This window comes from Streptomyces sp. SAT1, assembly GCF_001654495.1.
In the GTDB taxonomy this organism is placed as follows: domain Bacteria; phylum Actinomycetota; class Actinomycetes; order Streptomycetales; family Streptomycetaceae; genus Streptomyces; species Streptomyces andamanensis.
Genome location: NZ_CP015849.1, coordinates 2,797,453 through 2,822,500 on the forward strand (window position 1 = coordinate 2,797,453; position 25,048 = coordinate 2,822,500).

The 25,048-nt window shown below is 72.3% G+C and carries 17 protein-coding genes, 2 rRNA genes and 1 pseudogene (1 of these 20 cut by a window edge); 8 read left to right on the forward strand and 12 right to left on the reverse strand.

All coding sequences use genetic code 11. The annotated features are described in order from the left end of the window. Positions 1–185: 185 nt before the first annotated feature. Complete coding sequence (locus A8713_RS12105) at positions 186–854, reverse strand: HAD family hydrolase (RefSeq protein WP_064537460.1); 669 nt, start codon at positions 852–854, stop codon at positions 186–188. A 123-nt stretch (positions 855–977) separates the two neighbouring features. Further along, positions 978–1,481 (reverse strand): DUF6912 family protein, encoded by a 504-nt coding sequence (locus A8713_RS12110; protein ID WP_064533416.1) that lies wholly within the window; start codon positions 1,479–1,481, stop codon positions 978–980. Between the two features lie 381 nt (positions 1,482–1,862). Between A8713_RS12110 and A8713_RS12115 the strand changes: the two genes are divergently transcribed. Beyond that, entirely contained in the window at positions 1,863–2,552 is a 690-nt protein-coding gene (locus A8713_RS12115) for an Rv3235 family protein (protein WP_064533417.1), read from the forward strand. 862 nt (positions 2,553–3,414) lie between these two features. Here the strand turns inward: A8713_RS12115 and secA are convergent. Further along, positions 3,415–6,231, reverse strand: coding sequence for a preprotein translocase subunit SecA (gene secA, locus A8713_RS12120; protein WP_064533418.1), 2,817 nt, complete (start codon positions 6,229–6,231; stop codon positions 3,415–3,417). A 272-nt stretch (positions 6,232–6,503) separates the two neighbouring features. On the opposite strand from secA, the pseudogene A8713_RS12125 reads away from it, so the two are divergent. Together A8713_RS12125 and A8713_RS12130 are read left to right on the forward strand one after the other, a co-directional pair. After that, a pseudogene (locus A8713_RS12125) lies at positions 6,504–7,093 on the forward strand (GNAT family N-acetyltransferase). A 48-nt stretch (positions 7,094–7,141) separates the two neighbouring features. Beyond that, complete coding sequence (locus A8713_RS12130) at positions 7,142–8,329, forward strand: winged helix-turn-helix domain-containing protein (protein ID WP_064533419.1); 1,188 nt, start codon at positions 7,142–7,144, stop codon at positions 8,327–8,329. Between the two features lie 132 nt (positions 8,330–8,461). On the opposite strand, the gene A8713_RS12135 is transcribed toward A8713_RS12130, so the two are convergent. From A8713_RS12135 to mtnA, 7 genes are all read right to left on the reverse strand, one after another. Further along, the gene (locus A8713_RS12135) at positions 8,462–9,208 is read right to left on the reverse strand and encodes a response regulator (protein WP_018565489.1); all 747 of its coding nucleotides are present in this window, start codon (positions 9,206–9,208) and stop codon (positions 8,462–8,464) included. Between the two features lie 229 nt (positions 9,209–9,437). Beyond that, positions 9,438–10,130, reverse strand: coding sequence for a ribosome hibernation-promoting factor, HPF/YfiA family (hpf, locus tag A8713_RS12140; protein WP_064533420.1), 693 nt, complete (start codon positions 10,128–10,130; stop codon positions 9,438–9,440). Positions 10,131–10,386: 256 nt separating this feature from the next. Continuing rightward, complete coding sequence (locus A8713_RS12145; RefSeq protein ID WP_079158923.1) at positions 10,387–11,286, reverse strand: ComF family protein; 900 nt, start codon at positions 11,284–11,286, stop codon at positions 10,387–10,389. 281 nt (positions 11,287–11,567) lie between these two features. Next, positions 11,568–13,370 (reverse strand): LpqB family beta-propeller domain-containing protein, encoded by a 1,803-nt coding sequence (locus tag A8713_RS12150; protein WP_399968733.1) that lies wholly within the window; start codon positions 13,368–13,370, stop codon positions 11,568–11,570. A 28-nt stretch (positions 13,371–13,398) separates the two neighbouring features. After that, positions 13,399–15,504 (reverse strand): MtrAB system histidine kinase MtrB, encoded by a 2,106-nt coding sequence (mtrB, locus tag A8713_RS12155; protein ID WP_064533422.1) that lies wholly within the window; start codon positions 15,502–15,504, stop codon positions 13,399–13,401. Between the two features lies 1 nt (position 15,505). Beyond that, positions 15,506–16,195, reverse strand: a complete 690-nt coding sequence (gene mtrA, locus A8713_RS12160) for a two-component system response regulator MtrA (protein WP_216826769.1) — start codon at positions 16,193–16,195, stop codon at positions 15,506–15,508. Between the two features lie 143 nt (positions 16,196–16,338). Next, entirely contained in the window at positions 16,339–17,493 is a 1,155-nt protein-coding gene (gene mtnA, locus A8713_RS12165) for an S-methyl-5-thioribose-1-phosphate isomerase (RefSeq protein ID WP_064533424.1), read from the reverse strand. A 140-nt stretch (positions 17,494–17,633) separates the two neighbouring features. On the opposite strand from mtnA, the gene A8713_RS12170 reads away from it, so the two are divergent. The 5 genes from A8713_RS12170 to A8713_RS12190 are packed head-to-tail and all read left to right on the forward strand — an operon-like array spanning position 17,634 to position 23,352. Then, on the forward strand, positions 17,634–19,058 hold the full coding sequence (locus tag A8713_RS12170) for a glycerophosphoryl diester phosphodiesterase membrane domain-containing protein (RefSeq protein ID WP_064533425.1): 1,425 nt from the start codon (positions 17,634–17,636) through the stop codon (positions 19,056–19,058). A gap of 4 nt (positions 19,059–19,062) precedes the next feature. Further along, on the forward strand, positions 19,063–19,854 hold the full coding sequence (locus A8713_RS12175) for a DUF4129 domain-containing protein (RefSeq protein ID WP_064533426.1): 792 nt from the start codon (positions 19,063–19,065) through the stop codon (positions 19,852–19,854). After that, positions 19,851–21,053: a DUF4350 domain-containing protein gene (locus A8713_RS12180; RefSeq protein ID WP_064533427.1), complete on the forward strand. Its 1,203-nt coding sequence runs from the start codon at positions 19,851–19,853 to the stop codon at positions 21,051–21,053. Before A8713_RS12175 ends, A8713_RS12180 begins: the two co-directional genes overlap by 4 nt. Beyond that, on the forward strand, positions 21,053–22,042 hold the full coding sequence (locus tag A8713_RS12185; protein WP_107440624.1) for an AAA family ATPase: 990 nt from the start codon (positions 21,053–21,055) through the stop codon (positions 22,040–22,042). Before A8713_RS12180 ends, A8713_RS12185 begins: the two co-directional genes overlap by 1 nt. Beyond that, complete coding sequence (locus tag A8713_RS12190) at positions 22,042–23,352, forward strand: DUF58 domain-containing protein (protein ID WP_064533429.1); 1,311 nt, start codon at positions 22,042–22,044, stop codon at positions 23,350–23,352. The genes A8713_RS12185 and A8713_RS12190 overlap by 1 nt, the downstream gene beginning before the upstream one ends. 125 nt (positions 23,353–23,477) lie before the next feature. Here the strand turns inward: A8713_RS12190 and rrf are convergent. Next, positions 23,478–23,594 (reverse strand): 5S ribosomal RNA (gene rrf, locus A8713_RS12195). Positions 23,595–23,678: 84 nt separating this feature from the next. After that, a 23S ribosomal RNA gene (locus tag A8713_RS12200) occupies positions 23,679–25,048 on the reverse strand (it continues 1,750 nt past the right edge of the window).

The window sequence follows — 25,048 nt, forward strand, 5'->3', positions numbered from 1 at the left end:
CGCCCCCGCGAACTATCGCGCTGATCACGCCACCAGGCTATCGCTCTTCACGGGTGCCCCGTCATGAGCCGTATGTGTACAAAACCGGGGGTGGAACTTTGACGTTCTGCACAGGGACAGACGCGGCGGGAGGTGCGTGGCGCCGCCGCCCGGCTCCGGTCTCCTTCCGGCACCCCCGGGCGCCCTCAGGCGGCGAGGCGCTGCGCCTCGGTGACCGCCTCCCGGAGGGTGTCCACCACCGGGACGCCGACGCCCTCCAGGCTGGCCCGGCTGTGCGACCCGCCCGTGTACAGCACCGCCCGCGCCCCCGCGTGCCGCGCGGCCAGCGCGTCGTCGGCCGCGTCGCCGATCACCACTGTGCGCGCCGGGTCGACGTCCTCGGCCAGCGCGCCCAGGTGCCGCACCATGTGCTCGGCCTTGCTGCCGCCGGAGGGACCGGTCCGGCCCGCCACGCGTATGAAGTGCGTCTCTATCCCGAAGCCCCGCACCAGCGGGACCAGGTCCTCGTGCCCGTACATGCTGAGGATCGACTGGCTGTGCCCGGCCGACGCCCAGCCCGTGAGCAGCTCCACCGCGCCGTCGGCCAGCCGGCAGCGGGCCCGGTGCTCGGTGTAGTGCCGGTGGAAGGCGTCGTCCATGACCTGCCACTCGGCGTCCGTGGGCAGCCGCCCCATCAGCCGCTCGTAGAACTTCGGCACCGGCACGCAGTACAGCGCCCGGTAGCGCTCCAGCGTGATCGGCTCCATGCCCAGCTCGGCGAAGGCCGCGTTCGTCGCCCCGATGATCGCGTCGTTGTCGTGGAACAGCGTGCCGTTCCAGTCCCAGACGATGTGCGCTCCCGACTGCATCCCCATACCGAAGAACGTACCCGCCGCCACTGACAACGGGCACGGGGCGGGGTCTGATCACCTCGGCGGCCCGGCCTGCCCGGCCTGCGCGGTCCTCCCAGCCCCCTCGGCCTGCGCGGTCCGCCCGGCTCAGATCAGGTTCGGGATCTCCTGCGTGGCGTACCAGAGCAGCTCGTGGTCCTCGGCGCCGTCGACGACGAACTGCGCGTCGTCGTCGCCGGTGTCCGCCGCGCCCAGGGCGCCGGCCGCCGCGGTCACGTCCGCCACCGCGTCGTCCGCGTCGACGTGCACCGCCGCCGCCTTGGCCAGCGGTACGGTCCCGGCCACCCTGACCTCGCCGAGCGCGGCGGGGTCCAGGCCCCGGTCGGGGTCGGCGCTCGCCGCGCGGTCGGGGACGTCCACGGCCACCACGACCCGGCGGCGCGGTGCCTCCGGGTCCATGGCCAGCAGCCGCAGCGAGGCCAGCGCGGCTCGGTTCAGCGCGGCGTACTCCAGCTCCTCCAGGTCGTCGGAGACGTACCACTCGCGCAGCGCGGGGGTGACGGCGTAGGCGACGAGCGGTTCCGGTCCCAGCTCCCCGGCCGCGTGGGCCGCGGCGAGCCCGGGGAGGGTCAGGGGGACGTAGACGCGCATGGCCGGCCGCTTTCTCGGTGGGATGAAGGTCCGCGGGGTGCCGGGAGACCGCGGGAGGGCCACCCGGACGGCCTTCAGGATACGTGCGGAGGTCCCCTTTCGTGTCCCCGGCCGCACCCTCCGGGGCGTCCACCGCGCGCCCCGCGCTTCACCCGGTGCACCCCTGTACCGCCGCGCCGTTACGGGGGCCCGGCCGCGCAAGTTCACCCGGACAGGTGAAACCGGCACATGGTCGACCCGGGCGGAACCTTCCTTGCTCCCCCGCGACGGGTCCCGTACAAGGTCCCCAGCAGGAAGTTACTGCTCGGTATTGCGGGCTCGCACCGACCGGCGGCCCGCGTTCCACGGCGCACAGCCAGAGCACACCGAGAACGGGGACGCATGAACAAGGTCATGACCAGGGCGCAGCGCCGCCCCGGCACCCGCCCGCCCGGCCGCCGCGACGCCCGCCGCCCCGGCGGCACCCCGCCGCGCACGCCGGGCGGCAGTCCGGCACGCACCGCGAGCGACGGCCGCCCGCCGGGCTCGCCCCGGGGCACCGGCCCCGCCCGCACCGGCCCCACCGACAACCGCCCGCCCACGACACCGGCCACGCGCCGGACCGCCCCGCACGACAGGACCGACGCCCGGCCACCGGCCGCACCCGGGCTCGCCGGGCTTCCCGGGGACGGCGGGGGCGCCCGGGAACGGGAGCGCGCCGCCGCGTCGGCCCTCGCGGCCGCTCCCGCCACCACCGACCTCTTCGCCGACCGGCTCCTGGCCGTGCTGAGCGGCCGGCGCCCCGTCCACTGGATGCTCCGGCACACCGCCGGCCGGGCCTACGACGAACTCGTCCGCCTCGCCGAACACGGCCCCCTGCGGGCCCGCGGCGCCCATCCCGTCGTCCGCGACATCGGCTACTTCGAGCCCCGCCCCGGCGCCCTGGAGGTCTTCGCCCGCATCGGCGCCGGCCCGCAACTGCGCGCCCTGGCCTTCCGCCTCGAACGCGGCCGGGACCGCCGCTGGCGCTGCACCGCCGTGGAACTGGCCCTTCCCCGGGTCCCGAGCCGCCCCCGCCCACGGGAGGAATGACAGAGCCCGAGGAGCGGGGCCTCCGGCCCGGGACGGCAGCGGGCCGGAGGCCCCGACAGGGGCACAGCAGGACCGGACGAGCCCACCAGGACCCCTGAGGCGGCCCGGACAAGCCCCAGGAGGCCCGAATCCCTCCGAGTCCCGCCGAGGACCCTCGGCGAAGCCCACAGCCGCTCACAGGCCCGGCGGGAGGCCACGCGCTCCGGAAGGGAGGCGCCTGGAAGGGAGGCGCCTGGAAGCAGTGACGGAGCCACCGGCACCCGTCCGGCCCCGAACAGGGGCTGGACGGGACCGGCAAGCCTGGCAGGGCCCCGGGAGGGCTCGGCTCCTCCCTGGGGCCCACGGGCCCCTCACACACCCGGCTGAGGCCCCGCGGGCGGGGGACTGGCAGGCACCCACCGGGTGGCCCCCCGACCTCTGCGGGCCGGGCGTCGCCCGCCCCTTCCCGGACCGCGGGGGCCCACCCACACGTCCGGCCGAGGTCCGGCCTGCCCGGCACACCGCCGAGCGTGCCGGGCGGGGCCCTGCGGGCCGGGCGGGCCGGGCGGGCCGGACCTCAGCCGGTTTCCGAGGGCGGGCCAGGCGGGCCAAGCGGGCCAGCCCGCCGCCGGGCTCCGTGGGGCGGGCCGGGCGTCGGCCAGGCATCCCAACGGCCCCCGTGCCCCGCGCCTCAGCACCCGCGCCCCCTCGTCCAGGCACGGGGAGGCCCCCGGAGCAGGCGGCCCGGCCAGGGGCCGGCAGGGCGTGCCCGGGGCCTGCCGGCCCCTGAGCGCGCGCCGCCGGGCGCAAGCCGAAGGGCCGGGCACCGAACCGTGCCCGGCCCTTCGGTCGGATGCCGCTCCCCGCAGGCAGGGAGCCGGTGTCACTTCTTGCGGCGACGGCCGCCCTTCGCCTGCTTGCGGCGCTCCGCACGCGTGAGGCCGTCCGACTCGGAGCGGACCGGCTCGTCGTCGCTGGCGAACTCGCCCTCGACGACACCGCCCTCCCCGTCCACGGTCGGGGCGGAGAAGTGGAGGTCGCGCCGCTGCGGCGCGTCCAGCCCCTTCGCGCGGATCTCCGGGCGCGCGCCCGCCTGCGCGGGCACCGCGTCCTGCGGCGCCTTCTCCAGGGACGGCGCGGCGTCCTCGACGGGGACCTCCTCGACCTGCTGCTCGACCTGGACCTCCAGGTTGAACAGGTAGCCGACGGACTCCTCCTTGATGCCGTCCATCATCGCGGAGAACATGTCGAAGCCCTCGCGCTGGTACTCGACCAGCGGGTCCTTCTGCGCCATCGCGCGCAGGCCGATGCCCTCCTGGAGGTAGTCCATCTCGTAGAGGTGCTCGCGCCACTTGCGGTCCAGGACCGACAGGACCACGCGGCGCTCCAGCTCACGCATGATCTCGGAGCCGAGCTGCGTCTCGCGCGCCTCGTACTGCTCGTGGATGTCGTCCTTGATGGAGTCGCCGATGAACTCGGCCGTCAGGCCCGCGCGGTCGCCGGCCGCCTCCTCCAGCTCCTCGACGGTGATCTTCACCGGGTAGAGCTGCTTGAACGCGCCCCACAGCCGGTCCAGGTCCCAGTCCTCCGGGAAGCCCTCGGCGGTCTCCGCCTGCACATAGGCGTCGATGGTGTCGTCCATGAAGTGCTGCACCTGCTCGCGCAGGTCCTCGCCCTCCAGAACGCGGCGGCGCTCGCCGTAGATGACCTCGCGCTGCCGGTTGAGGACCTCGTCGTACTTCAGGACGTTCTTACGGGTCTCGAAGTTCTGCTGCTCGACCTGCGACTGGGCGGAGGCGATCGCGCGGGTGACCATCTTGTTCTCGATGGGCACGTCGTCGGGGACGTTCGCCATGGACATCACGCGCTCGACCATCTGCGCCTTGAACAGACGCATCAGATCGTCGCCCAGGGAGAGGTAGAAGCGGGACTCGCCCGGGTCGCCCTGCCGGCCGGAACGACCGCGCAGCTGGTTGTCGATACGGCGCGACTCGTGCCGCTCGGTGCCCAGCACATAGAGGCCGCCGAGCCTCTCGACCTCTTCCTTCTCCGCCTTGACGGCCTGCTCGGCCTTCTCCAGGGCGGCGGGCAGCGCGGCGGCCCACTCCTCGATGTGCTCCTCGGGGTCGAGGCCGCGCTGGCGCAGCTCCGCCTCGGCGAGGTCCTCGGGGTTGCCGCCGAGCTTGATGTCCGTACCGCGGCCGGCCATGTTGGTGGCCACGGTGACGGCACCCTTGCGGCCGGCCTGGGCGACGATGGACGCCTCCCGCTCGTGGTGCTTGGCGTTGAGCACCTCGTGCTGCACGCCGCGCTTGCTGAGCTGCTGCGAGAGGTACTCGGACTTCTCGACCGAGGTGGTGCCGACCAGGATCGGCTGGCCCTTCTCGTGCTTCTCCGCGATGTCGTCGACGACCGCCTCGAACTTGGCGACCTCGGTGCGGTAGATCAGGTCGGACTGGTCCTTGCGGACCATCGGCCGGTTGGTCGGGATCGGGACCACGCCGAGCTTGTAGATCTGGTGGAACTCGGCGGCCTCGGTCATCGCCGTACCGGTCATGCCGGAGAGCTTGTTGTAGAGGCGGAAGAAGTTCTGCAGGGTGATCGTGGCGAGGGTCTGGTTCTCGTCCTTGATGTCCACCCCTTCCTTCGCCTCGATCGCCTGGTGCATGCCCTCGTTGTAGCGGCGGCCGGCGAGGATACGGCCGGTGTGCTCGTCGACGATCATGACCTCGCCGTCGATGACGACGTAGTCCTTGTCCTTCTTGAACAGTTCCTTCGCCTTGATGGCGTTGTTCAGGTAACCGACGAGCGGGGTGTTCACCGACTCGTAGAGGTTGTCGATGCCCAGCCAGTCCTCGACCTTGGAGACGCCGGACTCGTGGATGGCGACGGTGCGCTTCTTCTCGTCGACGTCGTAGTCGCCGGTCTCCTCGACGCCCTTGAGCGGGTTGCCCGCCTCGCCCTTCTTCAGGCGCGTGACGAGCTTGGCGAAGTCGCCGTACCACTTGGTGGCCTGGTCGGCCGGGCCGGAGATGATCAGCGGCGTACGGGCCTCGTCGACCAGGATGGAGTCGACCTCGTCGACGATGGCGAAGTTGTGGCCGCGCTGGACCAGTTCGTCCTTCGCCCAGGCCATGTTGTCGCGCAGGTAGTCGAAGCCGAACTCGTTGTTCGTGCCGTAGGTGATGTCGCAGCCGTACTGCTCGCGGCGCTGGGCCGGCGTCATGTTGGCGAGGATGCAGCCCACGTCCAGGCCGAGGAACTTGTGGACGCGGCCCATCATCTCGGAGTCGCGCTCGGCCAGGTAGTCGTTGACCGTGACGATGTGGACGCCGTCGCCGGACAGGGCGTTCAGATAGGCGGGCAGGGTGCCGACGAGCGTCTTGCCCTCACCGGTCTTCATCTCGGCGACATACCCCATGTGCAGGGCGGCGCCGCCCATCAGCTGCACGTCGTAGTGCCGCTGGCCCAGGACCCGCTTGGCCGCCTCTCGTACGGTGGCGAACGCCTCGGGCAGCAGGTCATCCAGGCTCTCGCCGTCGGCGTACCGCTGCTTGTACTCATCGGTGAGGGCCCGCAGCTCGGCGTCGGAGAGGTCGACGAAGTCCTCTTCGATGGAGTTGACCTGGCCCGCGATGCGGTGCAGCTTGCGCAGGATCTTGCCTTCGCCTGCACGCATGATCTTCGAGAGGACGGACACGGGGGTTGGTCTCCTTGCCGGTCGGGCCTGGGACGGTCGGTTTCCACTGGCTTGGCTAAGCAACGGCCATCGTATGCGAGGACCCGGCCCAGCCGGGAGGGCCTGCCGCGAGGGCACTCCTCCACTGTGCCCCGCGCCGCCTCCACAGGGAACAACGGGCGGGAGCCCCGGATGGTGCCGCGCCCGCCCGGGATTTGCGCGAATCGTGACCGCCCGCTCACAGAGCGGGAAACACGATGGCGCCCCGCGCGGCCCACGAGCAGAATCGGCCGATGGAACCCGTCACCCTGACCACCGCCCGCCTCGTCCTGCGCACCGTCGGGCCAAGGACACCGACACGGTGTACGCCGCCGCGCTCGACCCGGACATCCAGCGCTGGACCACGATCCCCTCCCCTTATCAGTACGAGGACGCGCGCGACTTCACCGAGCGCCTGGTGCCCGACGGCTGGGCCGACGACTCCATGTTCACCTTCGGGCTCTTCCTGCCCGCGCCCGCCGACGACCTGGTGGGCATGCTCGGCATCACCCGGCGCGCCCCGGGCACGGCCGAGGTCGGCTTCTGGGGCACCAGGGAGCACCGCGGCAACGGCCACGTCTCCGAGGCGGTCCGCGCCACCGCCCGCTGGGCCTTCGCGCACCTGGCCGTGGACCGCCTGGAGTGGCGCGCCGAGGTGGGCAACACCGCCTCCCGCGCGGTCGCCGAGCGGACCGGTTTCACCGTCGAGGGCACCCTGCGCGCGGCGCTCGACAACAAGGGCGTACGACGGGACTGCTGGGTGGGTTCCCTGCTCCCCTCCGACCTGGGGCTGCCCGCGACGGTTCCCTATGTGCCCGCCCCTTCCCGGTCCTCCGGCGGATGACGCCCAGGCCGGGGCGGGGTGTCAGTGGCAGGCCCTATCGTGCGGTCCATGACGAGCGTCCCGCGCCCCATCGCCGATCTGTCGGCCGACGAAGCCCGCCGTATCGCCCTGCGCGCCCAGGGCCTCCTCGGCGCCCCCGACCGGAGATCCGGTGTGCGGGGCGTGCTGCGCCATCTCGGCGCGGTCCAGCTGGACACCATCTCGGTGCTCGCCCGCTCCCACGAGCTGATCCCCTACGCCCGGCTCGGCGCGGTGGGCCGCACCACAGTGGAGCAGGCCTACTGGACCGGCACCCACGCCTTCGAGTACTGGTCGCACGCCGCGTGCGTCCTGCCCATCGAGGAGTGGCCGCACTTCGCCTTCCGCCGCCGCGCCTACCGGGGCCGCCCGCACTGGAACCACCGGCTGCCCGGCGGCACCTACGACCAGGTGATCAAGCAGCTGACCACCGAAGGCCCGCTGACGGCGACCGAGTTGGGCGGCGCCAAGCGGACCAGCGACTGGTGGGACTGGTCGGGGACCAAGGTCGCCGTCGAGCGCGCCCTGATGTACGGGGAGGTGGTCTGCGTCGAGCGCCGCGGCTGGAAGCGGGTGTACGACCTGGCCGAGCGCGCCGTCCCCGCCGCCCTGCTCCACGACGAGCTGGACGACACCGAGTGCCTGCGCCGCCTGGTCGGGCTGGCCGGCCGGTCCCTGGGCGTGGGCACGCGCGCGGACATCGCCGACTACCACCGGCTCAAGGGCGACCAGGTCGACGCGGTGATCGCGGACTCGGGCCTGGTCCCGGTCACGGTCGAGGGCTGGGGCAGGCCCGCCTGGGCGGATCCGGAAGCCCTGGCGACCCCGCCGCGCGGCCGGCACCGCACCACTCTGCTGTCCCCGTTCGACTCGCTGATCTGGGACCGGGCGCGCACCGAGCGGATCTTCGGCTTCACCCACCGCCTGGAGGCGTACGTCCCCAAGCCCAAGCGGGTGCACGGCTACTTCGCGATGCCGGTGCTGGCGGGCGGCCGGCTGGTCGGGCGTGTCGACCCGGCCCGCGAGGGCCGCACGCTGGTGGCCAAGCAGGTCACCCTGGACGGTCCCAAGGCGGTCCCCGCGGTGGCCCAGGCGCTGGTCGAGGCGGCGGGCTGGGTGGGCATCACGGACGTGCGCGTGGAGCGGGTGGACGCCCCGGAGCTGCGCGAACCCCTCGCCCAGGAGGTGAGCCGGACGCTGGCCGCGGCCCTGCGCTGACCGCTCGCTCGGGGGGAGGCGGCGGACAGTGGTGCCGGACGGGGCGGCAGACGGCGGGCGGGAGGGACGACCGGGGCGGGGAGACAGCGGGACGGGGAGAGGCAGCGCGGCGGGGAGAGGCAGCGGGACGGCTCAGCGGATCTCCAGGATCTTCTCCCGCATCGCGTACACCACCGCCTCCATCCTGGAGTGCAGCTGGAGCTTCTCCAGGATGTTGCGGACGTGGTTCTTCACGGTGTTCTCGGAGATGAACAACTCCTTGGCGATGTCCCGGTTGTTCATCCCCGTCGCCACCAGCTTGAGGACCTCCAGCTCCCGGTCGGTCAGCCGGGGGGCGGGCACGAGACGGCGCTCGTCGGTGCGCTGGATCATCGACTTGAACTCGGTGAGCAGCTTGGACGCCATGGACGGGCTGATCTGCGACTGCCCGTCGGCCACCGCGCGGATCGCGGTGGACACCTCGTCCGTGGAGATCTCCTTGAGGAGATAACCGGTCGCGCCCGCCTTGATCGCGTCGTAGAGGTCGGCCTCCTCGTCGCTGATCGTCAACATGATGATCTTCGCGCTGGGGGCGACCTCCTTGATGGAGGTGCACGCCTCGATCCCGCCGCGCCGGGGCATCCGCACATCCATCAGGACGATGTCGGGCAGCAGGTCGGCGGCCTTGTCCACGGCCTCGGCGCCGTCGCCCGCCTCGCCGACGACCTGGATGTCCTCCTCGGCGGCGAGCACGATCTCCAGGCCACGGCGGAAAAGGGCGTGGTCGTCGACCACCAGGACCCTGATCGGCTCCGCACGGGACGGGCCCGTGTCCGGACCCATGCCGACGGCGCCGCGGTCGGCGTCCTCGTCCCGCATCGGTCCGAAGCTGTCCGTCATCGTTGTTCCTCCCCCTGAGGCTGTGGCCCGGTGTGGGGTGCCGTGGCTGGCCAACCCGAGGCAACGGCCCAGCCGTTGGGCCGTTGCGGCCATGATTCCATGCTCAGCGGCCCCCGCGGTGACCGAGCGAGGCGCGAGGGGGTCGCACGTCGGTGCCCCCGGGGGCGCACACGCGCACTCCGGGGGCACCGGCCCGGCTGTGTCGGCCGGAGCGGGACGGGGCGGGTGGTCAGCCGCCCAGCGTGCCGCCCGCCTCGGGGGAGTTCTCCACCGCGACCATCGTGTCCGTCCTGAGGTGGATCACGCCGTAGTCGTAGGCGTGCCGCCGGTAGACCACGCTCGGTTCCTTGGTCTCCGAGTCGACGAACAGGTAGAAGTCGTGCCCGACCAGCTCCATCTCGTAGAGAGCCTGGTCGAGGGTCATCGGAGCGGCGAGGTGGGTCTTCTCGCGGACCACGAGCGGGCCGTCGCCCTGTACCTCGAGCGAGCCCACCTTCTTCGTGGGCACGTGGTCAGCGGCCTCCTCGGCGGCGGTCTGCCCGCTGCCGTTGAGCGCGGCCACGCCCGGCACGCGGTCGGGGACCTCGGAGGCCGGGATGCGGCGCGCACCGCGCCGGGAGAAACGCTTGTCGTGCTGCTTGCGCAGCAGTGCGTGCAGCTTCTCCGCCGCGAGGTCGAGTGCCGCGTACGGGTCGCTGGCCGCCGCCTCCGCCCGGACCACCGGACCGCGGGAGCGGAGCGTGATCTCCACTCGGTCGCAACGGTCGGCCTGCCGGGGGTTGGGCTCCTTGGACACCTCGACGTCGAGGCTGATCACCTTGCCGTCGAGCTTCTGGATCTTCTCCAGGTTCAGCTTCTCGGCCACGTGCTTGCGGAACCGGTCGGGCACCTCTGTCTTGCGGCCCTTGACGACGATGTCCACGCAGAACTCCGTTCCCGGATCGCTCCGCTTCCTCGGCGGAGCGTCTCCCTTTCGCACCCGGTTCCGGTCAGGTCCGGAACCTCGGACTCGGTGACGTCCACCTCCCCTTCCCCGCGGGCGAGATCTCCACCCTGCCGATGCGGGGAGATTGCGAAAAAGCGCAAACTCGCGGCACGGCATTCGGATATGACGGGAACGGCCTGCGCCTTTCCCTCACACCCCGAACATATCTCGCCGGGTGGGATGGCGTCACCCTCTACCGCGGTGTACCTCCATCCAGATGAATTGCCCCTGTCATTACCTGCAACGATGCGTCTCCGCTGTCAGTTCCGTCTATTTCGAAGGAATCCGGTGGAGCGGCGACGACGGCCGCGCAGATCACGTCACCGCTTCCGCCGGCATCCGCCAATTCGGATGTGCCGTACAACGGGTTCCCCTCCTTCCGCCGTGTTACCGGCTTCCGTTCCTCCATCCCTTCCCGGGCCCGCGCCGTGTACACGGCCGACCTCACCGCGCGCGCCGCCTCCGTCAGCGAGGCCCCCGTCGTCATCAGGTCGTCGACCAGCACGACGGGCCCGTCCAGCAGCAGCCGCCCGCCGCCCGGGACCGCCCGCAGCGCACCGGCGAGGTTCGCCTGCCGCTGCCGGGAGCCGAGCGCCGACTGGTCGGCCACGGCGCGCCGCTGCCGCAGCACGGTGAGCGTCCGGACCGGCAGTCCCGAACGGCGCAGCTCACCGGCCGCCGCCAGCGCGATCCGCCGCACCGGATCGTGCCCCCGGGCCCGCACGGCGCCCCGCGCGGAGGGCACCGGCACCAGCAGCACCGGTCCGGTGCCGCCCCGGGCCGCGTCCGGGATCCCGGCCGTGCGCAGCCCGGCCCGCACGGCGCCCGCCAGCGCCGCGCCCAGTGGCCCGGTCAGGGCCAGCGCTCCTCTTTCCTTGTGGGCGAGGAGAGCCGCCCTGACCTCGTCCGCGTACGGAGCGGCCGCATGCACGGCCGGCAGACCGCGCGGCGCCGGGTCCGGCCGCACCCGGCGCGGCGCGGCCCGGCCGAGGGCGGCACGGCACCGGGGGCAGAGCACCGTGCGCGGCCTGCCGCAGCCTCCGCACTCGGTCGGCAGTACCAGGTCGGTGAGGTCCCGCCACCACCTGCGCATACGTCCACTGTGCCGAGGCGGCGCCGCGTCGGCCACCCCTGTGGACAACGGACCGCGACGCGCTGTGGACAACCCCTACGGCGCCGGGCAGGGCTTCACCCGCACGAGTGAAGGCCCCGGCCCAAGAAGGGACCGGGGCCGGGGCCTGGGGTGGGGGCCCGGGGCCGGAGGCCGGAGGAAAGCCGTGCTCACCTCGAAGCCGAGACTCCCTCGAAGCCGAGACTCCCCCCTGAAGCCGAGCCCCCATCGAAGCCGAGCCCCCATCGAAGCCGACCTTGACCTCACCCGGGATAGACGGGCGCCGCCCCCTCCTTGACCACCTTCTGCCACTGCGCCACGGACGACATCCGCACCAGCCCGTCCGCCTCCGAGTAGGCCACCAGCGGCAGCCGCTCGTCCTCGGACGCGGCGATGGAGCGCACGCCGGTGAGCGCGGCGGGCGCGGGGACGTCCGGCGTGGAGCCGTCGACCTGCACGTACCGCATGGTCTGCACACCGCCCTGCTCGCGTCCGGCGACCACGAGGCGGCTGTCGCCCGCCCAGGACATGGCCGTGACGTCCTCCATGTCGGGGGCCGCCGAGCGCAGTTCGAGCACCGCGACCGCGGACCGCCCATCGGCCTTGGCGTCCCGTTCGATCCGCCCGATGAGCAGGGACTTGGTGTGGTCCTTGTGCTCCACGAGCAGGGCGATGCGCACACCGTCGGCGGCCACCCGCACCGCGTCGACACGTCCGTCGAGACCGGGAACGGCCACCTCGACCGGCTGGCCCGTCCCCTGCTCCAGCACCATCAACCGCGGCCGGGCCGGATCGCGGTCGGCCACCCACAGGTCGCCGCGCGCGTCCCAGCTGGGCGGCGTCAGCCGGTCGTCCTCGGACTTGCCGTTGCTCCGCAGCACCGGCGTACCGAGCGCGCCGCCCTGCTCCAGCGGCCCGACGAACAGTTCCCTGCGGTCGTTGCTGACCCCGGCGGCGCTGCGCTCGTCCCACGCCACCGCCGCCGAACCGAGCCGCTGGGCGCCCTCGCCCAGGGCGCCCGGCACCGGTTCTACGTTCGTCCCGGAGCTGCCGCCGGGGATCCGCACCAGCCGGCGCTTGTCGTCGAGGAAGTACAGGTACTCGGGCCGCTTCACCGGCCCACGGGTGGCCACGGTGCGGGCCCGGTCCGCGCCGAGCGTGCACAGCGTGCTCCCGTCGGCGCGCTGCAACGCCACCGTCTCCACGGTCGGCGTGAGGTTCTGCACCGTGTACAGCACCTGCGCGGCCATCTCCCAGCAGCGCTCGCCGCCGACGCCGGACGCCTTGGCGTTCAGCGGCACGGTCAGCCGGTTCTGGTCGTCGGGCGCCAGCCCGGTGACGTCCTTGCGCAGCGCCGTCCCGGTCGGGAAGCTCGACCTGACCACCCGGTCCAGCCAGCGGGTCGGACCGGTGAGCACCGAGCGGACCACCTGGGTCATGGCGTCGACGCGCTGCCGTACGTACACCGGATCGGCCACGGCCGTGGCCGGTCGCCGGACGCCGCCCGGCGTGTTCGAGGCGAAGTAGTACTTGTTGACGGGCATGTAGTTGCGCTGGAAGTCCGAGCGGCCCATGAGGACCCCCTGCGGCGGCGTGTCGATGCGCCACTGTCCGGACTTCTTGTCGCGCGTCAGGTGCACCGACTGGCTGTAGCGGCCGTCCAGCGGCGCGTACGACTGCTGCTCGTCCACCCGGGCCACCTTGCTGCCGGTGAGCGTGAACGCGTAGTCGCCGGTGTCCTCGTGCGCCGTGGCCCGGTCGACCTCGATGTCCCATCCGTCGGCGAGCACGGTCGTGGACGTCTCGGGCCGCCACTGCCGCGCGGCCGTCGTCGTCAGATACTGCCGGGCCGTCGCGTACTGCGGGTCGTCGCTGGTCAGCGCCTCAAGGAAACCCTGCACGATCTCGGACGGCGGTGCGTTGTCCCTGGGGGGCATGGCGAAGACCCGTACCTCGGTGTCCTGGCGCGGCGTGGACTCCACGTCCCGCAGGTCGCCGTTGTCGGGCATCGAGGCGCATCCCGCGAGCAGGACGACCCCCCAGGCGGCGCACATCAGCGCACGCATCCGCCGACGCCGCGCGCCCCCCTCGCGGTCAGCGCCCACGAAATGCCTCCCCTTGCTCCTTCGCGACCCCGGGCCCGGTCCCCTCCGGGCCCGCGGCCCCGCCCGCACGTTCTCCGGCCGGCCGCTCCACGGCGGACGCCTCCGCTTCCGGCGCGGTGCTCTGCCGCCGTGTGCCCGAGGCGGGCCGCGGCACCACGCGCGCGCCGTTGCCCGGCAGCGCGGTCGGGTCGGCGGTGGGTGCCGCCACGGGCGACCGGGCCGCTATCGGGTCCCGGCCCTGTCCCGCGCAGCGCTCCGCGGTCGGCTGGGCGGGCACGGTGGCCCGCTTCGCGGCGCGGCCCGCACCGGCCGCTTCGCGTCCGCTGTTGCGCCGCGAGTCCTTGGGCTCCAGCGGTATCGGCGAACCCCGCAGCGGTTCGTCCGCCGTCCGGGGCAGCGTCAGCCGGAACTGCGAACCGCCGCCCGGCTCGCCCCATGCCTGGAGCCAGCCGCCGTGCAGCCGGGCGTCCTCCAGGGCGATCGACAGCCCCAGACCCGTACCGCCGGTGGTACGCGCGCGTGCCGGGTCGGCCCGCCAGAAGCGGCTGAAGACGCGGGTCGCCTCGCCCGGCTTGAGTCCGACGCCGTAGTCGCGCACCGCGACGGCGACCGCGCCGCCCGCGGCGCCCAGCCGGACGACGACGTCCCGCCCCTCGCCGTGCTCGACGGCGTTGACGACCAGATTGCGCAGGACGCGCTCCACCCGCCGGGCGTCGACCTCGGCCACGACGGGCTGCTGGTCGCCGGTGACGCGTATGCAGGTGCCCTTGCGGTCCGCGAGCGGCTCGGCGCCGCTGACCACCCGCCGCACCACCTCGCGCAGGTCGACCGGCTCCGCCTCAAGGGCCGCAGCGCCCGCGTCGAAGCGGCTGATCTCCAGCAGGTCGGCGAGCAGCGACTCGAACCGGTCCACCTGGTCGAGCAGCAGCTCCGCCGACCGCGCCGTGACCGGGTCGAAGTCCTCGCGCGCCTCATGGATGACGTCGGCGGCCATCCGTACGGTCGTCAGCGGCGTCCGCAGTTCGTGCGAGACGTCGGAGACGAACCGGCGCTGCATCCGGGACAGGTCCTCCAGCTGGTTGATCTTCAACTGGAGGTTCTGCGCCATCTTGTTGAACGCCTCACCCAGACGGGCGATGTCGTCCTCACCGGTGACCTTCATCCGCTCCTGGAGCCGCCCGGCCGACAGCCGCTCGGCGATCCCCGCGGCCATGCGCACCGGCGTCACCACCTGGCGCACCACGAGCCAGGCGATCGCGCCGAGCAGGACGACGACGAAGAGCCCGGCCGTCGCCAGCGTCCCCTTGACCAGGCTGAGCGATTTCTCCTCCTGGGTGAGCGGGAAGAGGTAGTACAGCTGGTACGGGTCGCCGTTGGGGTCGTTGACCTGCTTGCCGATGACCAGGGCGGGCTGGGGCACCTTGTCGGCGTCCTTGTAGACGATGCGCGTGTAGCTCTGTGCGGCGGTCATGCTGCCGTTGATCCGGGCGCGCAGGTCCTCCGGGACGCTCACGGTCGGATCCACCTGGCCGGAGGCGCGCGGACCGCGTCCTCCGACGCTCTCCTCGCCCGCGGGCAGCGTCACCACGTCGAAGGCGCCCTGGCCGCCGCTGGAGAGCGAGGAGACCAGTTCGCTCATCCAGGAGATGACGTTCTGCGAGGCGTGCCCGTCAGCGGGCGTTCCGGCGGCGTCGTCCCCGGCGCCGCTCGCGGCCTCGTCGGCCCGCTGCTTGGCGACCGCGAACCCGCCCGTCGCCTGGCTCTGCGACGCCCTGACCTTGGCTTCGAGCAGTCCGTTGCGGACCTGGCCGATGACGACGAAGCCCAGCAGCAGCACGACGCCCAGCGACATCAGCAGGGTGGTGGCGACGACCTTGAGCTGGATGTTGCGCCGCCACAGGCGCATGACGGGCAGCAGCGGCCTGCGCACCCAGCGCAGCAGCAGCCGCAGCACCGGGCTGCCCTGCACACCGCCGTGCAGCAGCCCGCCCTCCAGGAGGCGTCCCCAGCGGGAACCCGCGCCCCTCCGGCCGACAGGCCGCTCCGCGCGGGTCCCGGTCCGTCCGGGCGCCGAAGCGGCACTGTCCCCGGACATGTCAGCTCGGTCCGGCCTTGTAGCCGACGCCACGGACGGTCACCACGATCTCGGGCTTCTCCGGGTCCTTCTCGACCTTGGAACGCAGCCGCTGGACATGGACGTTCACCAGGCGGGTGTCCGCCGCGTGACGGTAGCCCCACACCTGCTCCAGGAGCACCTCACGGGTGAACACCTGCCACGGCTTGCGGGCCAGCGCGACCAGCAGGTCGAACTCCAGCGGGGTCAGCGCGATCGACTGCCCGTCCCGCTTCACCGAGTGCCCGGCCACATCGATGAGCAGGTCACCGATGGCCAGCTGCTCGGGAGCAGGCTCCTCCGAACGGCGCAGCCGCGCCCGGATCCGGGCGACCAGCTCCTTCGGCTTGAACGGCTTGACGATGTAGTCGTCGGCCCCGGACTCCAGGCCCACGACGACATCGACGGTGTCGCTCTTGGCGGTCAGCATCACGATCGGCACGCCGGACTCGGCCCTGATCAGGCGGCAGACCTCGATGCCGTCCCGGCCGGGCAGCATCAGGTCGAGCAGCACCAGATCGGGCTTGGCGTCCCGGAAAGCGGCCAGCGCCTTGTCGCCGTCAGCCACGAACGACGGCTCGAAACCCTCACCACGCAGCACGATCCCGAGCATCTCGGCCAGTGCGGTGTCGTCGTCGACGACAAGGACTCGTCCCTTCATAAACGACATCATCCCATTCTCGTAACGGTGGCGAAGATCCAGGTGAGACAGCTCACTGGCCTGTGACGATAGTCGTACGGAGCCGTCACTGTCTGCCCACGCCCCGGGAACGGGCACCGCACGAGCCCCGGCCGGTGCCTCCTCCGCCCCGCCGCCTACCCTCTCCCGTGTTCCTCCGCCGCCCGCCGCGAGCGCGCGCACAGCTCGGCCAGTCCCTCGGCCGTCACCGGCGACAGGGCGCCCTGTTCGGTGACGATCGCGGTCACCAGCTCCGGCGGGGTCACGTCGAACGCGGGGTTGTACGCCTGCGTACCGAGCGGCGCGACCGGGATGCCGCCACCGGCGCCCGTCCCCGGGGCCTGCGGTGCCGTCAGCTCCGTCACCTCGTGCCCCGGACGCTGCTCCACCTCGATGGACGCCCCGTCCGGGGTCCGCTCGTCCACCGTCGTCACCGGGGCGACCACGATGAACGGCACGTGGTGGTAGCGGGCGAGCACCGCCAGCGGATAGCTGCCCACCTTGTTCGCCACCGAGCCGTCCGCCGCGATGCGGTCCGCGCCGATCAGCACCGCGTCCACCTCACCGGCGGCGAACAGCGAACCGGCCGCGTTGTCGGCGAGCAGCGTGTACGCCAGACCGTTGCGCGCCGCCTCGTACGCCGTCAGTCGCGCCCCCTGGAGCAGCGGCCGGGTCTCGTCCACCCACAGCCGGCGCATCCGGCCCGCCCGGTGCGCCGCCAGCGCCACCGCGAACGCCGTGCCCTCCCCGCCCGACACCAGCGACCCGGTGTTGCAGTGCGTGAGGATCCGGTGCCCACCGGCCGGCAGCAGTTCGTCGAGCAGCGCCAGGCCGTGCTCGGCCATGCGCGCGCTGGCCCGCGCGTCCTCCCGGTGCAGTTGCCGCGCCGCCGCCAGCGCCGCCGGAGCGGCCAGCAGCGGATCACCGGTCTCGGCCAGCGCGGTGTGATAGGCCGACCGCGCCCGGTGCACCCCCACCGAGAGGTTCACCGCGGTCGGCCGCGCTCCCGCGAGCGCGTCGGCGGCGTCGTCCACGTCGAAGCCGCGGGCGGCGGCGAGCGCGACGCCGTACGCCCCGGCGATGCCCAGCAGCGGCGCCCCGCGCACAGCGAGCGACCGGATCGCCTCCACCAGCGCGGGCGCGTCCGTGCACACCAGCTCGACCTCCTGGGCCGGCAGCCTCGTCTGGTCCAGGAGGACCAGGACGGGGCCCTCGGGCGGCTCCTCCCAGCGAAGGGCGGGAATTCCCGGCGGCCGGTTGTCCTCGCGAGCCTGCGCGTACTGATCAGCCATGCCGTCAGTGTTCCCCGTATCCCGCGGACAATGGAAGGCGTGCAGCGGCCACCGCGGCAGGTCACCCTGTCACCGCCCCATGACACGATGGCACCCCACCTGCCGCCGCGACCGCGGACGGGCACCGTGAAGGAGCGACGATGAACGACACTCCGGGCTGGGCCTCGCCCGGATCCGCCCCGTCCGACGGGCAGGAACCCGGCGCGTCCGGCCCTGCCGACGCCGCCGGCCGTCCCGACCCCTCGGCGCCGGCCCGGCCCGAGCGGCCCGCGGACCGGCCCGGAGCGCAGCCGCAGGACCCCGGCCCCAAGTGGTCCAAGGAGCAGCCTCCGGCCGGCCAGTGGTCCGCACCCACCGGAGGCCCCGCGGGCCCGGCACCCGGCCAGGCTCCGCCCCCGCCGCCCCCCGGCCCCGGCTGGGGCGCCCCGCCGCCCGCGGGCGGCGGCTACGGATACGGCGGATACGGCACCCCCGGAGGCCCCGGGGGCTACGGCGGCCCAGGTGGCTACGGACCCGGCGGCCAGGGACCCGGTCCCGGCGGCTACGGCGCCTGGGGCGCCGGCTGGGGCGGACCGCCGCCCGCGGCCAAGCCCGGCGTGATCCCGCTGCGCCCGCTCGGTCTGGGCGAGATCCTCGACGGCGCCGTGTCCACGATGCGCGCCCACTGGCGGGCCGTGCTCGGCATCGCGCTGGCCATCGCGGTCGTCACCGAGATCGTCGTCATCCTGGTGCAGCGTCTGGCGCTGAACGGCGTCATCGGCAACGACGCGCTCAAGGACCCGGACGCCACGCCCCGCGAAGTGCTCCGGGCCACGGGCGACAGCCTCCTCGGCTCCGGCATCATCTTCCTGGTCGGCGTCATCGGCGCCGTCCTCGCCACCGGCCTGCTCACCACGGTCACCAGCCGCGCGGTGCTCGGCCGGTCCGTCACCCTGCGCGAGGCCTGGCGCGACGCCGCTCCCCAACTGCCCAGGCTGCTCGGTCTGCTCCTCGTGCTGCTGGTCATCTGCCTCGGCGTCTTCGCCGTGGGCCTGGTACCCGGCCTCATCGTCGCCGCGACCGGGGCCCCCGTCGGAGGCACCGCGATCGCCGTCCTCGGTGCGCTGGGCGCCGGTGTGGTCGCCATCTGGCTCGCGGTCCGCTTCTCCCTCGCCCCGCCCGCGCTGATGCTGGAGAAGCAGGGCGTCAAGAAGGCGATGAGCCGCTCCGTCAAGCTGGTCAACGGCTCCTGGTGGCGGATCTTCGGCATCCAGCTCCTGACCGCGCTGATCGTCGGCATCATCTCGGCGATCATCGTCATCCCCTTCAGCCTGATCGCCTCCGCCTTCAGCGACGGCGGGTTCTCCGGCCTCCTGGACGGCAGCACCCAGCTCAGCTGGACGTACCTGGTCATCACCGGAATCGGCACGGTGATCGGCTCCATGATCAAACTCCCGATCACGGCCGGTGTCACCGTGCTCCTCTACGTCGACCAGCGCATCCGCCGCGAAGCCCTCGACCTGGAACTGGCCCGCGCCGCAGGCGTCCAGGGCCACGGCACCGACGCACCCGCCTCCGGAAGCTGATGCCGTGAGCCTGCCGGGGGGAGTTCTCACAGCGCCGTCCGCGCCCGCGCGCGCGGCGGACCACGCCGACGGGATCCTGCGGTCCCTGCCGCGCACCGGGCGCACGCTCGCCCTGGCGCAGCCGGGCCCCGGCGGCACACCACCGGTGACCCTCCCGCGCGACCCCGCGCGGGAGGCCGCCCGCCGCGAACTGTCCAAGCGCGTGTACCACGAGAACGACCCCGGCCTGTTCCAACGCGCCCTCGACCACTTCTGGGACTGGGTCGGCAGACTCTTCGACTCCGCCTCGACGGCCACCCCCGGCGGCACGGCCGGACTCGTCGTGATCGTCCTTGCCGTCCTCGCCGTACTGGGCGCCCTGTGGTGGCGCCTGGGCACACCGCACCGCGCACCCGCCTCCGCCCCCGCCCTGTTCGACGACCGTCCCCGCAGCGCCGCCGAACACCGCGCCGCCGCCGAGGCGCACGCCGCCCAGGGCCACTGGAACCCCGCCGTCCAGGAACGCATGCGCGCCCTCGTCCGCTCCCTGGAGGAACGCGCCCTTCTCGACACCCGCCCCGGCCGCACCGCCGACGAGGCCGCGGCCGAGGCAGGCCGCGCCCTGCCCGCCCACGCCGACCGGCTGCACACCGCCGCCCGCGACTTCGACGACGTCACATACGGCGGCCGCCGCGCCACCGAGCAGACGTACCGCCACATCGCCGTACTCGACCGCGACCTGGAGCACACCCGGCCCCAGCCGGCCGCGAGCACGACGAGCACGGCGGACACCACCCAGCGGGGAGCCGCCGGATGACCACCGAGGCCACCACCGCCGCCCCGCCCCCGGCCACCTCGACCTCGCCCACCGCCCGGCAGACCTGGACCCGCGCGCGCGGCATCCTGCTCGCGCTGCTGATCCTGCTCGCCGCGGGCCTCGTCCTGGCCGCACTGCGCTCCGGCGACCGGCACGGCCGCCTCGACCCGCGCTCCGCCGACCCGCACGGCAGCCGCGCCGTCGCCGCCCTCCTCGCCGACCAGCACGTCAGCACCCGGGTCGTCACCGGCCTCGACGCGGCACGCGCCGCGGCCGGACCCGACACCACCCTGCTCGTCACCGTCCCCGACCTGCTGACCCGCGACCAGCAGTCCCGGCTGCGCGCCGCCACCGCCGGCACCGGCGGACGCACCGTCCTCGTCGCCCCCGGCGCTCCCTCCCTCGACCGCCTGGCCCCCGGCGTCACCGCCGACGCCGCGCCCGGCTTCGACACCGTGCTCGCACCCGGCTGCGCCCTGCCCGCCGCCCGCCGCGCCGGACCCGCCGAACTCGGCGACGGCATCCGCTACTCGGCCACCGCACGCGCCGACTCCTGCTACCCGAGCGACGGCCTGCCCACCCTGCTGCGCATCCCGCAGGCCGCGCACGGCGACACCGTCGTCCTCGGCGCGCCCGACATCCTCTACAACAACCGCCTCGACCAGCAGGGCAACGCCTCGCTCGCCCTTCAACTCCTCGGCTCGCGCCCCCATCTCGTCTGGTACCTCCCCTCGCTCGACGACGCCTCCGCCCCCGACAGCGGCGAGCGCGGCTTCTTCGACCTGCTGCCCTCCGGCTGGCTCTGGGGCACCCTCCAGCTCTTCATCGCCGCCGCAGTGGCGGCCCTGTGGCGGGCACGCCGCTTCGGCCCGCTCGTGCCCGAGAAACTCCCCGTCGCGATCCGCGCCTCCGAAACCACCGAGGGCCGCGCCCGGCTCTACCGCAAGGTGAACGCCCGCGACCGCGCCGCCACCGCTCTTCGCTCCGCCACCCGCACCCGCCTCGCTCCCCTCGTCGGCGTCCCCACCACCCAGGCGCACACGCCCGAGGCACTCCTCCCCGCCCTGTCCGCCCGCCTGGACGACGGCGCACAGCCCCTGCACGACCTGCTCTTCGGCCCGCCGCCCGGCGACGACGCGGCCCTCGTCTCCCTCGCCGACCGACTCGACGCCCTCGAAAGAGAGGTACGCCGTCCATGATGGACCCGACCACTGACAACGCCGGGCACAACGGGGACGCGACCGCCGCCCGGTCCTCCCTGGAAGCCCTGCGCGCCGAGATCGCCAAGGCCGTGGTCGGCCAGGACCCCGCCGTGACCGGTCTCGTCGTCGCCCTGCTCTGCCGCGGCCACGTGCTGCTCGAAGGCGTCCCCGGAGTCGCCAAGACCCTCCTCGTGCGCACCCTCGCCGCCGCACTCGAACTCGACACCAAACGCGTCCAGTTCACCCCCGACCTGATGCCCAGCGACGTCACCGGCTCCCTCGTCTACGATGCCCGCACCACCCGGTTCTCCTTCCAGCCCGGCCCGGTCTTCACGAACCTCCTCCTCGCCGACGAGATCAACCGCACCCCGCCGAAGACCCAGTCCTCGCTGCTGGAGGCCATGGAGGAACGCCAGGTCACCGTCGACGGCACACCGTGCCCGCTCCCCGACCCCTTCCTGGTCATCGCCACCCAGAACCCGGTCGAGTACGAGGGCACCTACCCGCTGCCCGAGGCCCAGCTGGACCGCTTCCTGCTCAAGCTGACCATCCCCCTGCCCTCCCGGGACGACGAGATCGACGTCCTCACCCGGCACGCCGCCGGCTTCGACCCGCGCGACCTGCGCGCCGCCGGCGTACGCCCCGTAGCGGGCCCCGCCGACCTGCAAGCCGCCCGCACCGCGATCGCCGCGACCACCGTCTCCCCCGAGATCGCCGCCTACGTCGTCGACATCTGCCGCGCCACCCGCGCATCCCCGTCCCTCTCCCTGGGCGTCTCCCCGCGCGGCGCCACCGCCCTGCTGTCCACCGCACGCGCCTGGGCCTGGCTGACCGGCCGCGACTACGTCATCCCCGACGACGTCAAAGCCCTCGCCCTGCCCACGCTGCGCCACCGCGTACAGCTGCGCCCGGAAGCGGAGATGGAAGGCGTCACCGCCGACTCGGTGATCACCGCTGTCCTCACCCACGTCCCGGTCCCCCGCTGATGGCCCTCACCGGACGCGCCGCACTCCTCGCGGCCCTCGGTTCCGTCCCCGTCGGCCTCTGGGACGCCGGCTGGACCGGAGTCCTCGCCGTCAACGCGCCCCTGGCCGTCGCCTGCGCCTGCGACTACGCCCTGGCCGCGCCCGTACGCCGCCTCGGCCTGACCCGCTCCGGCGACACCTCCGTACGTCTGGGCGACACCGCCGACGTCACGCTCACCGTCACCAACCCGTCCGGCCGCCCCCTGCGGGCCCGGATCCGCGACGCCTGGCCGCCCAGCAGCTGGCAGCCCGGCACGGAGACCGATGCCTCCCGCCACCACCTGACCGTCCCCGCCGGCGAACGCCGTCGGCTGACGACGCGGCTGCGCCCCACCCGCCGCGGCGACCGCCGGGCCGACCGTGTCACCGTCCGCTCCTACGGCCCGCTCGGCCTCTTCTCCCGCCAGGGCACCCACCAGGTGCCCTGGACGGTACGGGTCCTCCCTCCGTTCACCAGCCGCAAGCACCTGCCGTCCAAACTGGCGCGGCTCCGCGAACTCGACGGCCGCACCAGCGTCCTCACCCGCGGAGAGGGCACCGAGTTCGACAGCCTGCGCGACTACGTGCCCGGCGACGACACCCGCTCCATCGACTGGCGCGCCACCGCCCGACAGTCCGCGGTCGCCGTCCGCACCTGGCGTCCCGAACGCGACCGCCACATCCTGCTCGTCCTCGACACCGGCCGCACCTCGGCCGGGCGGGTCGCGGACGCGCCCCGCCTGGACGCCGCCATGGACGCCGCCCTGCTCCTGGCCGTCCTCGCCTCCCGGGCCGGAGACCGCGTCGACCTCCTCGCCTACGACCGCCGGGTGCGGGCCCTCGTCCAGGGCCGCGCCGCGGGAATGCTGCTGCCGTCCCTGGTCAACGCCATGGCGACGTTGGAAGCGGAACTCGTCGAGACGGATGCCCGGGGCCTCGCGGCGACCGCACTGCGCACAGCGCCCCGCCGCTCCCTGATCGTCCTGCTCACCAGCCTGGACCCGGCCCCCGTGGAAGAGGGCCTGCTCCCGGTCCTCCCTCAGCTCACGCAACGGCACACCGTACTGGTCGCCTCGGTCGCGGACCCGTACGTGGCCCGCATGGCCACCGCCCGGGGCAGCACGGACGCGGTGTACGAAGCCGCTGCGGCGGCCCAGGCCCAGGGCGAACGCCAGCGCACCGCGGAACAACTGCGCCGCCAGGGAGTCACCGTCGTCGACGCGACTCCGGACAACCTGGCTCCCGCACTCGCGGACGCCTACCTGGCATTGAAGGCAGCAGGCCGGCTCTGAAGCACTGCCCCTTCCGTCCCAGAGACGGAAAGGGGCCGGGAAGGTGCCAGAAGAGGGACATCACGAAAAGCCCCTGAACACAGAAAAACCCCGCACCGTGAGGTGCGGGGTCTTCCCTAAGAATTGTTCGGCGGTGTCCTACTCTCCCACAGGGTCCCCCCTGCAGTACCATCGGCGCTGTAAGGCTTAGCTTCCGGGTTCGGAATGTAACCGGGCGTTTCCCTCACGCTATGACCACCGAAACACTATGAAACAATCAACCGCACCATGTGTGGCACATGGGGTTGTTCGTGGTTTCAGAACCAACACAGTGGACGCGAGCAACTGAGGACAAGCCCTCGGCCTATTAGTACCGGTCACCTCCACACGTTACCGTGCTTCCAGATCCGGCCTATCAACCCAGTCGTCTACTGGGAGCCTTACCCCATCAAGTGGGTGGGAGCCCTCATCTCGAAGCAGGCTTCCCGCTTAGATGCTTTCAGCGGTTATCCCTCCCGAACGTAGCCAACCAGCCATGCCCTTGGCAGAACAACTGGCACACCAGAGGTTCGTCCGTCCCGGTCCTCTCGTACTAGGGACAGCCCTTCTCAAGACTCCTACGCGCACAGCGGATAGGGACCGAACTGTCTCACGACGTTCTAAACCCAGCTCGCGTACCGCTTTAATGGGCGAACAGCCCAACCCTTGGGACCGACTCCAGCCCCAGGATGCGACGAGCCGACATCGAGGTGCCAAACCATCCCGTCGATATGGACTCTTGGGGAAGATCAGCCTGTTATCCCCGGGGTACCTTTTATCCGTTGAGCGACGGCGCTTCCACAAGCCACCGCCGGATCACTAGTCCCGACTTTCGTCCCTGCTCGACCCGTCGGTCTCACAGTCAAGCTCCCTTGTGCACTTACACTCAACACCTGATTACCAACCAGGCTGAGGGAACCTTTGGGCGCCTCCGTTACCCTTTAGGAGGCAACCGCCCCAGTTAAACTACCCATCAGACACTGTCCCTGATCCGGATCACGGACCCAGGTTAGACATCCAGCACGACCAGACTGGTATTTCAACGACGACTCCACACACACTGGCGTGCACGCTTCAAAGTCTCCCAGTTATCCTACACAAGCCGAACCGAACACCAATATCAAACTGTAGTAAAGGTCCCGGGGTCTTTCCGTCCTGCTGCGCGAAACGAGCATCTTTACTCGTAGTGCAATTTCACCGGGCCTATGGTTGAGACAGTCGAGAAGTCGTTACGCCATTCGTGCAGGTCGGAACTTACCCGACAAGGAATTTCGCTACCTTAGGATGGTTATAGTTACCACCGCCGTTTACTGGCGCTTAAGTTCTCAGCTTCGCCTGGACGAATCCAAGCTAACCGGTCCCCTTAACGTTCCAGCACCGGGCAGGCGTCAGTCCGTATACATCGCCTTACGGCTTCGCACGGACCTGTGTTTTTAGTAAACAGTCGCTTCTCGCTGGTCTCTGCGGCCACCCCCAGCTCACGGAGAAAATCCGATCACCAGACATGGCCCCCCTTCTCCCGAAGTTACGGGGGCATTTTGCCGAGTTCCTTAACCATAGTTCACCCGAACGCCTCGGTATTCTCTACCTGACCACCTGAGTCGGTTTAGGGTACGGGCCGCCATGAAACTCGCTAGAGGCTTTTCTCGACAGCATAGGATCATCCACTTCACCACAA

Coding starts and splice junctions, on each gene's coding strand:
- A8713_RS12185 (WP_107440624.1), top strand. CDS start 21,053: ATGGACCCGACCACTGACAACGCCGGGCACAACGGGGACGCGACCGCC.
- A8713_RS12105 (WP_064537460.1), bottom strand. CDS start 854: ATGGGGATGCAGTCGGGAGCGCACATCGTCTGGGACTGGAACGGCACG.
- A8713_RS12130 (WP_064533419.1), top strand. CDS start 7,142: ATGACGAGCGTCCCGCGCCCCATCGCCGATCTGTCGGCCGACGAAGCC.
- A8713_RS12145 (WP_079158923.1), bottom strand. CDS start 11,286: ATGCGCAGGTGGTGGCGGGACCTCACCGACCTGGTACTGCCGACCGAG.
- A8713_RS12110 (WP_064533416.1), bottom strand. CDS start 1,481: ATGCGCGTCTACGTCCCCCTGACCCTCCCCGGGCTCGCCGCGGCCCAC.
- A8713_RS12135 (WP_018565489.1), bottom strand. CDS start 9,208: ATGACGGACAGCTTCGGACCGATGCGGGACGAGGACGCCGACCGCGGC.
- mtrB (WP_064533422.1), bottom strand. CDS start 15,504: ATGTCCGGGGACAGTGCCGCTTCGGCGCCCGGACGGACCGGGACCCGC.
- A8713_RS12150 (WP_399968733.1), bottom strand. CDS start 13,370: ATGCGTGCGCTGATGTGCGCCGCCTGGGGGGTCGTCCTGCTCGCGGGA.
- A8713_RS12180 (WP_064533427.1), top strand. CDS start 19,851: ATGACCACCGAGGCCACCACCGCCGCCCCGCCCCCGGCCACCTCGACC.
- A8713_RS12115 (WP_064533417.1), top strand. CDS start 1,863: ATGAACAAGGTCATGACCAGGGCGCAGCGCCGCCCCGGCACCCGCCCG.
- A8713_RS12190 (WP_064533429.1), top strand. CDS start 22,042: ATGGCCCTCACCGGACGCGCCGCACTCCTCGCGGCCCTCGGTTCCGTC.
- mtnA (WP_064533424.1), bottom strand. CDS start 17,493: ATGGCTGATCAGTACGCGCAGGCTCGCGAGGACAACCGGCCGCCGGGA.
- A8713_RS12170 (WP_064533425.1), top strand. CDS start 17,634: ATGAACGACACTCCGGGCTGGGCCTCGCCCGGATCCGCCCCGTCCGAC.
- mtrA (WP_216826769.1), bottom strand. CDS start 16,195: ATGATGTCGTTTATGAAGGGACGAGTCCTTGTCGTCGACGACGACACC.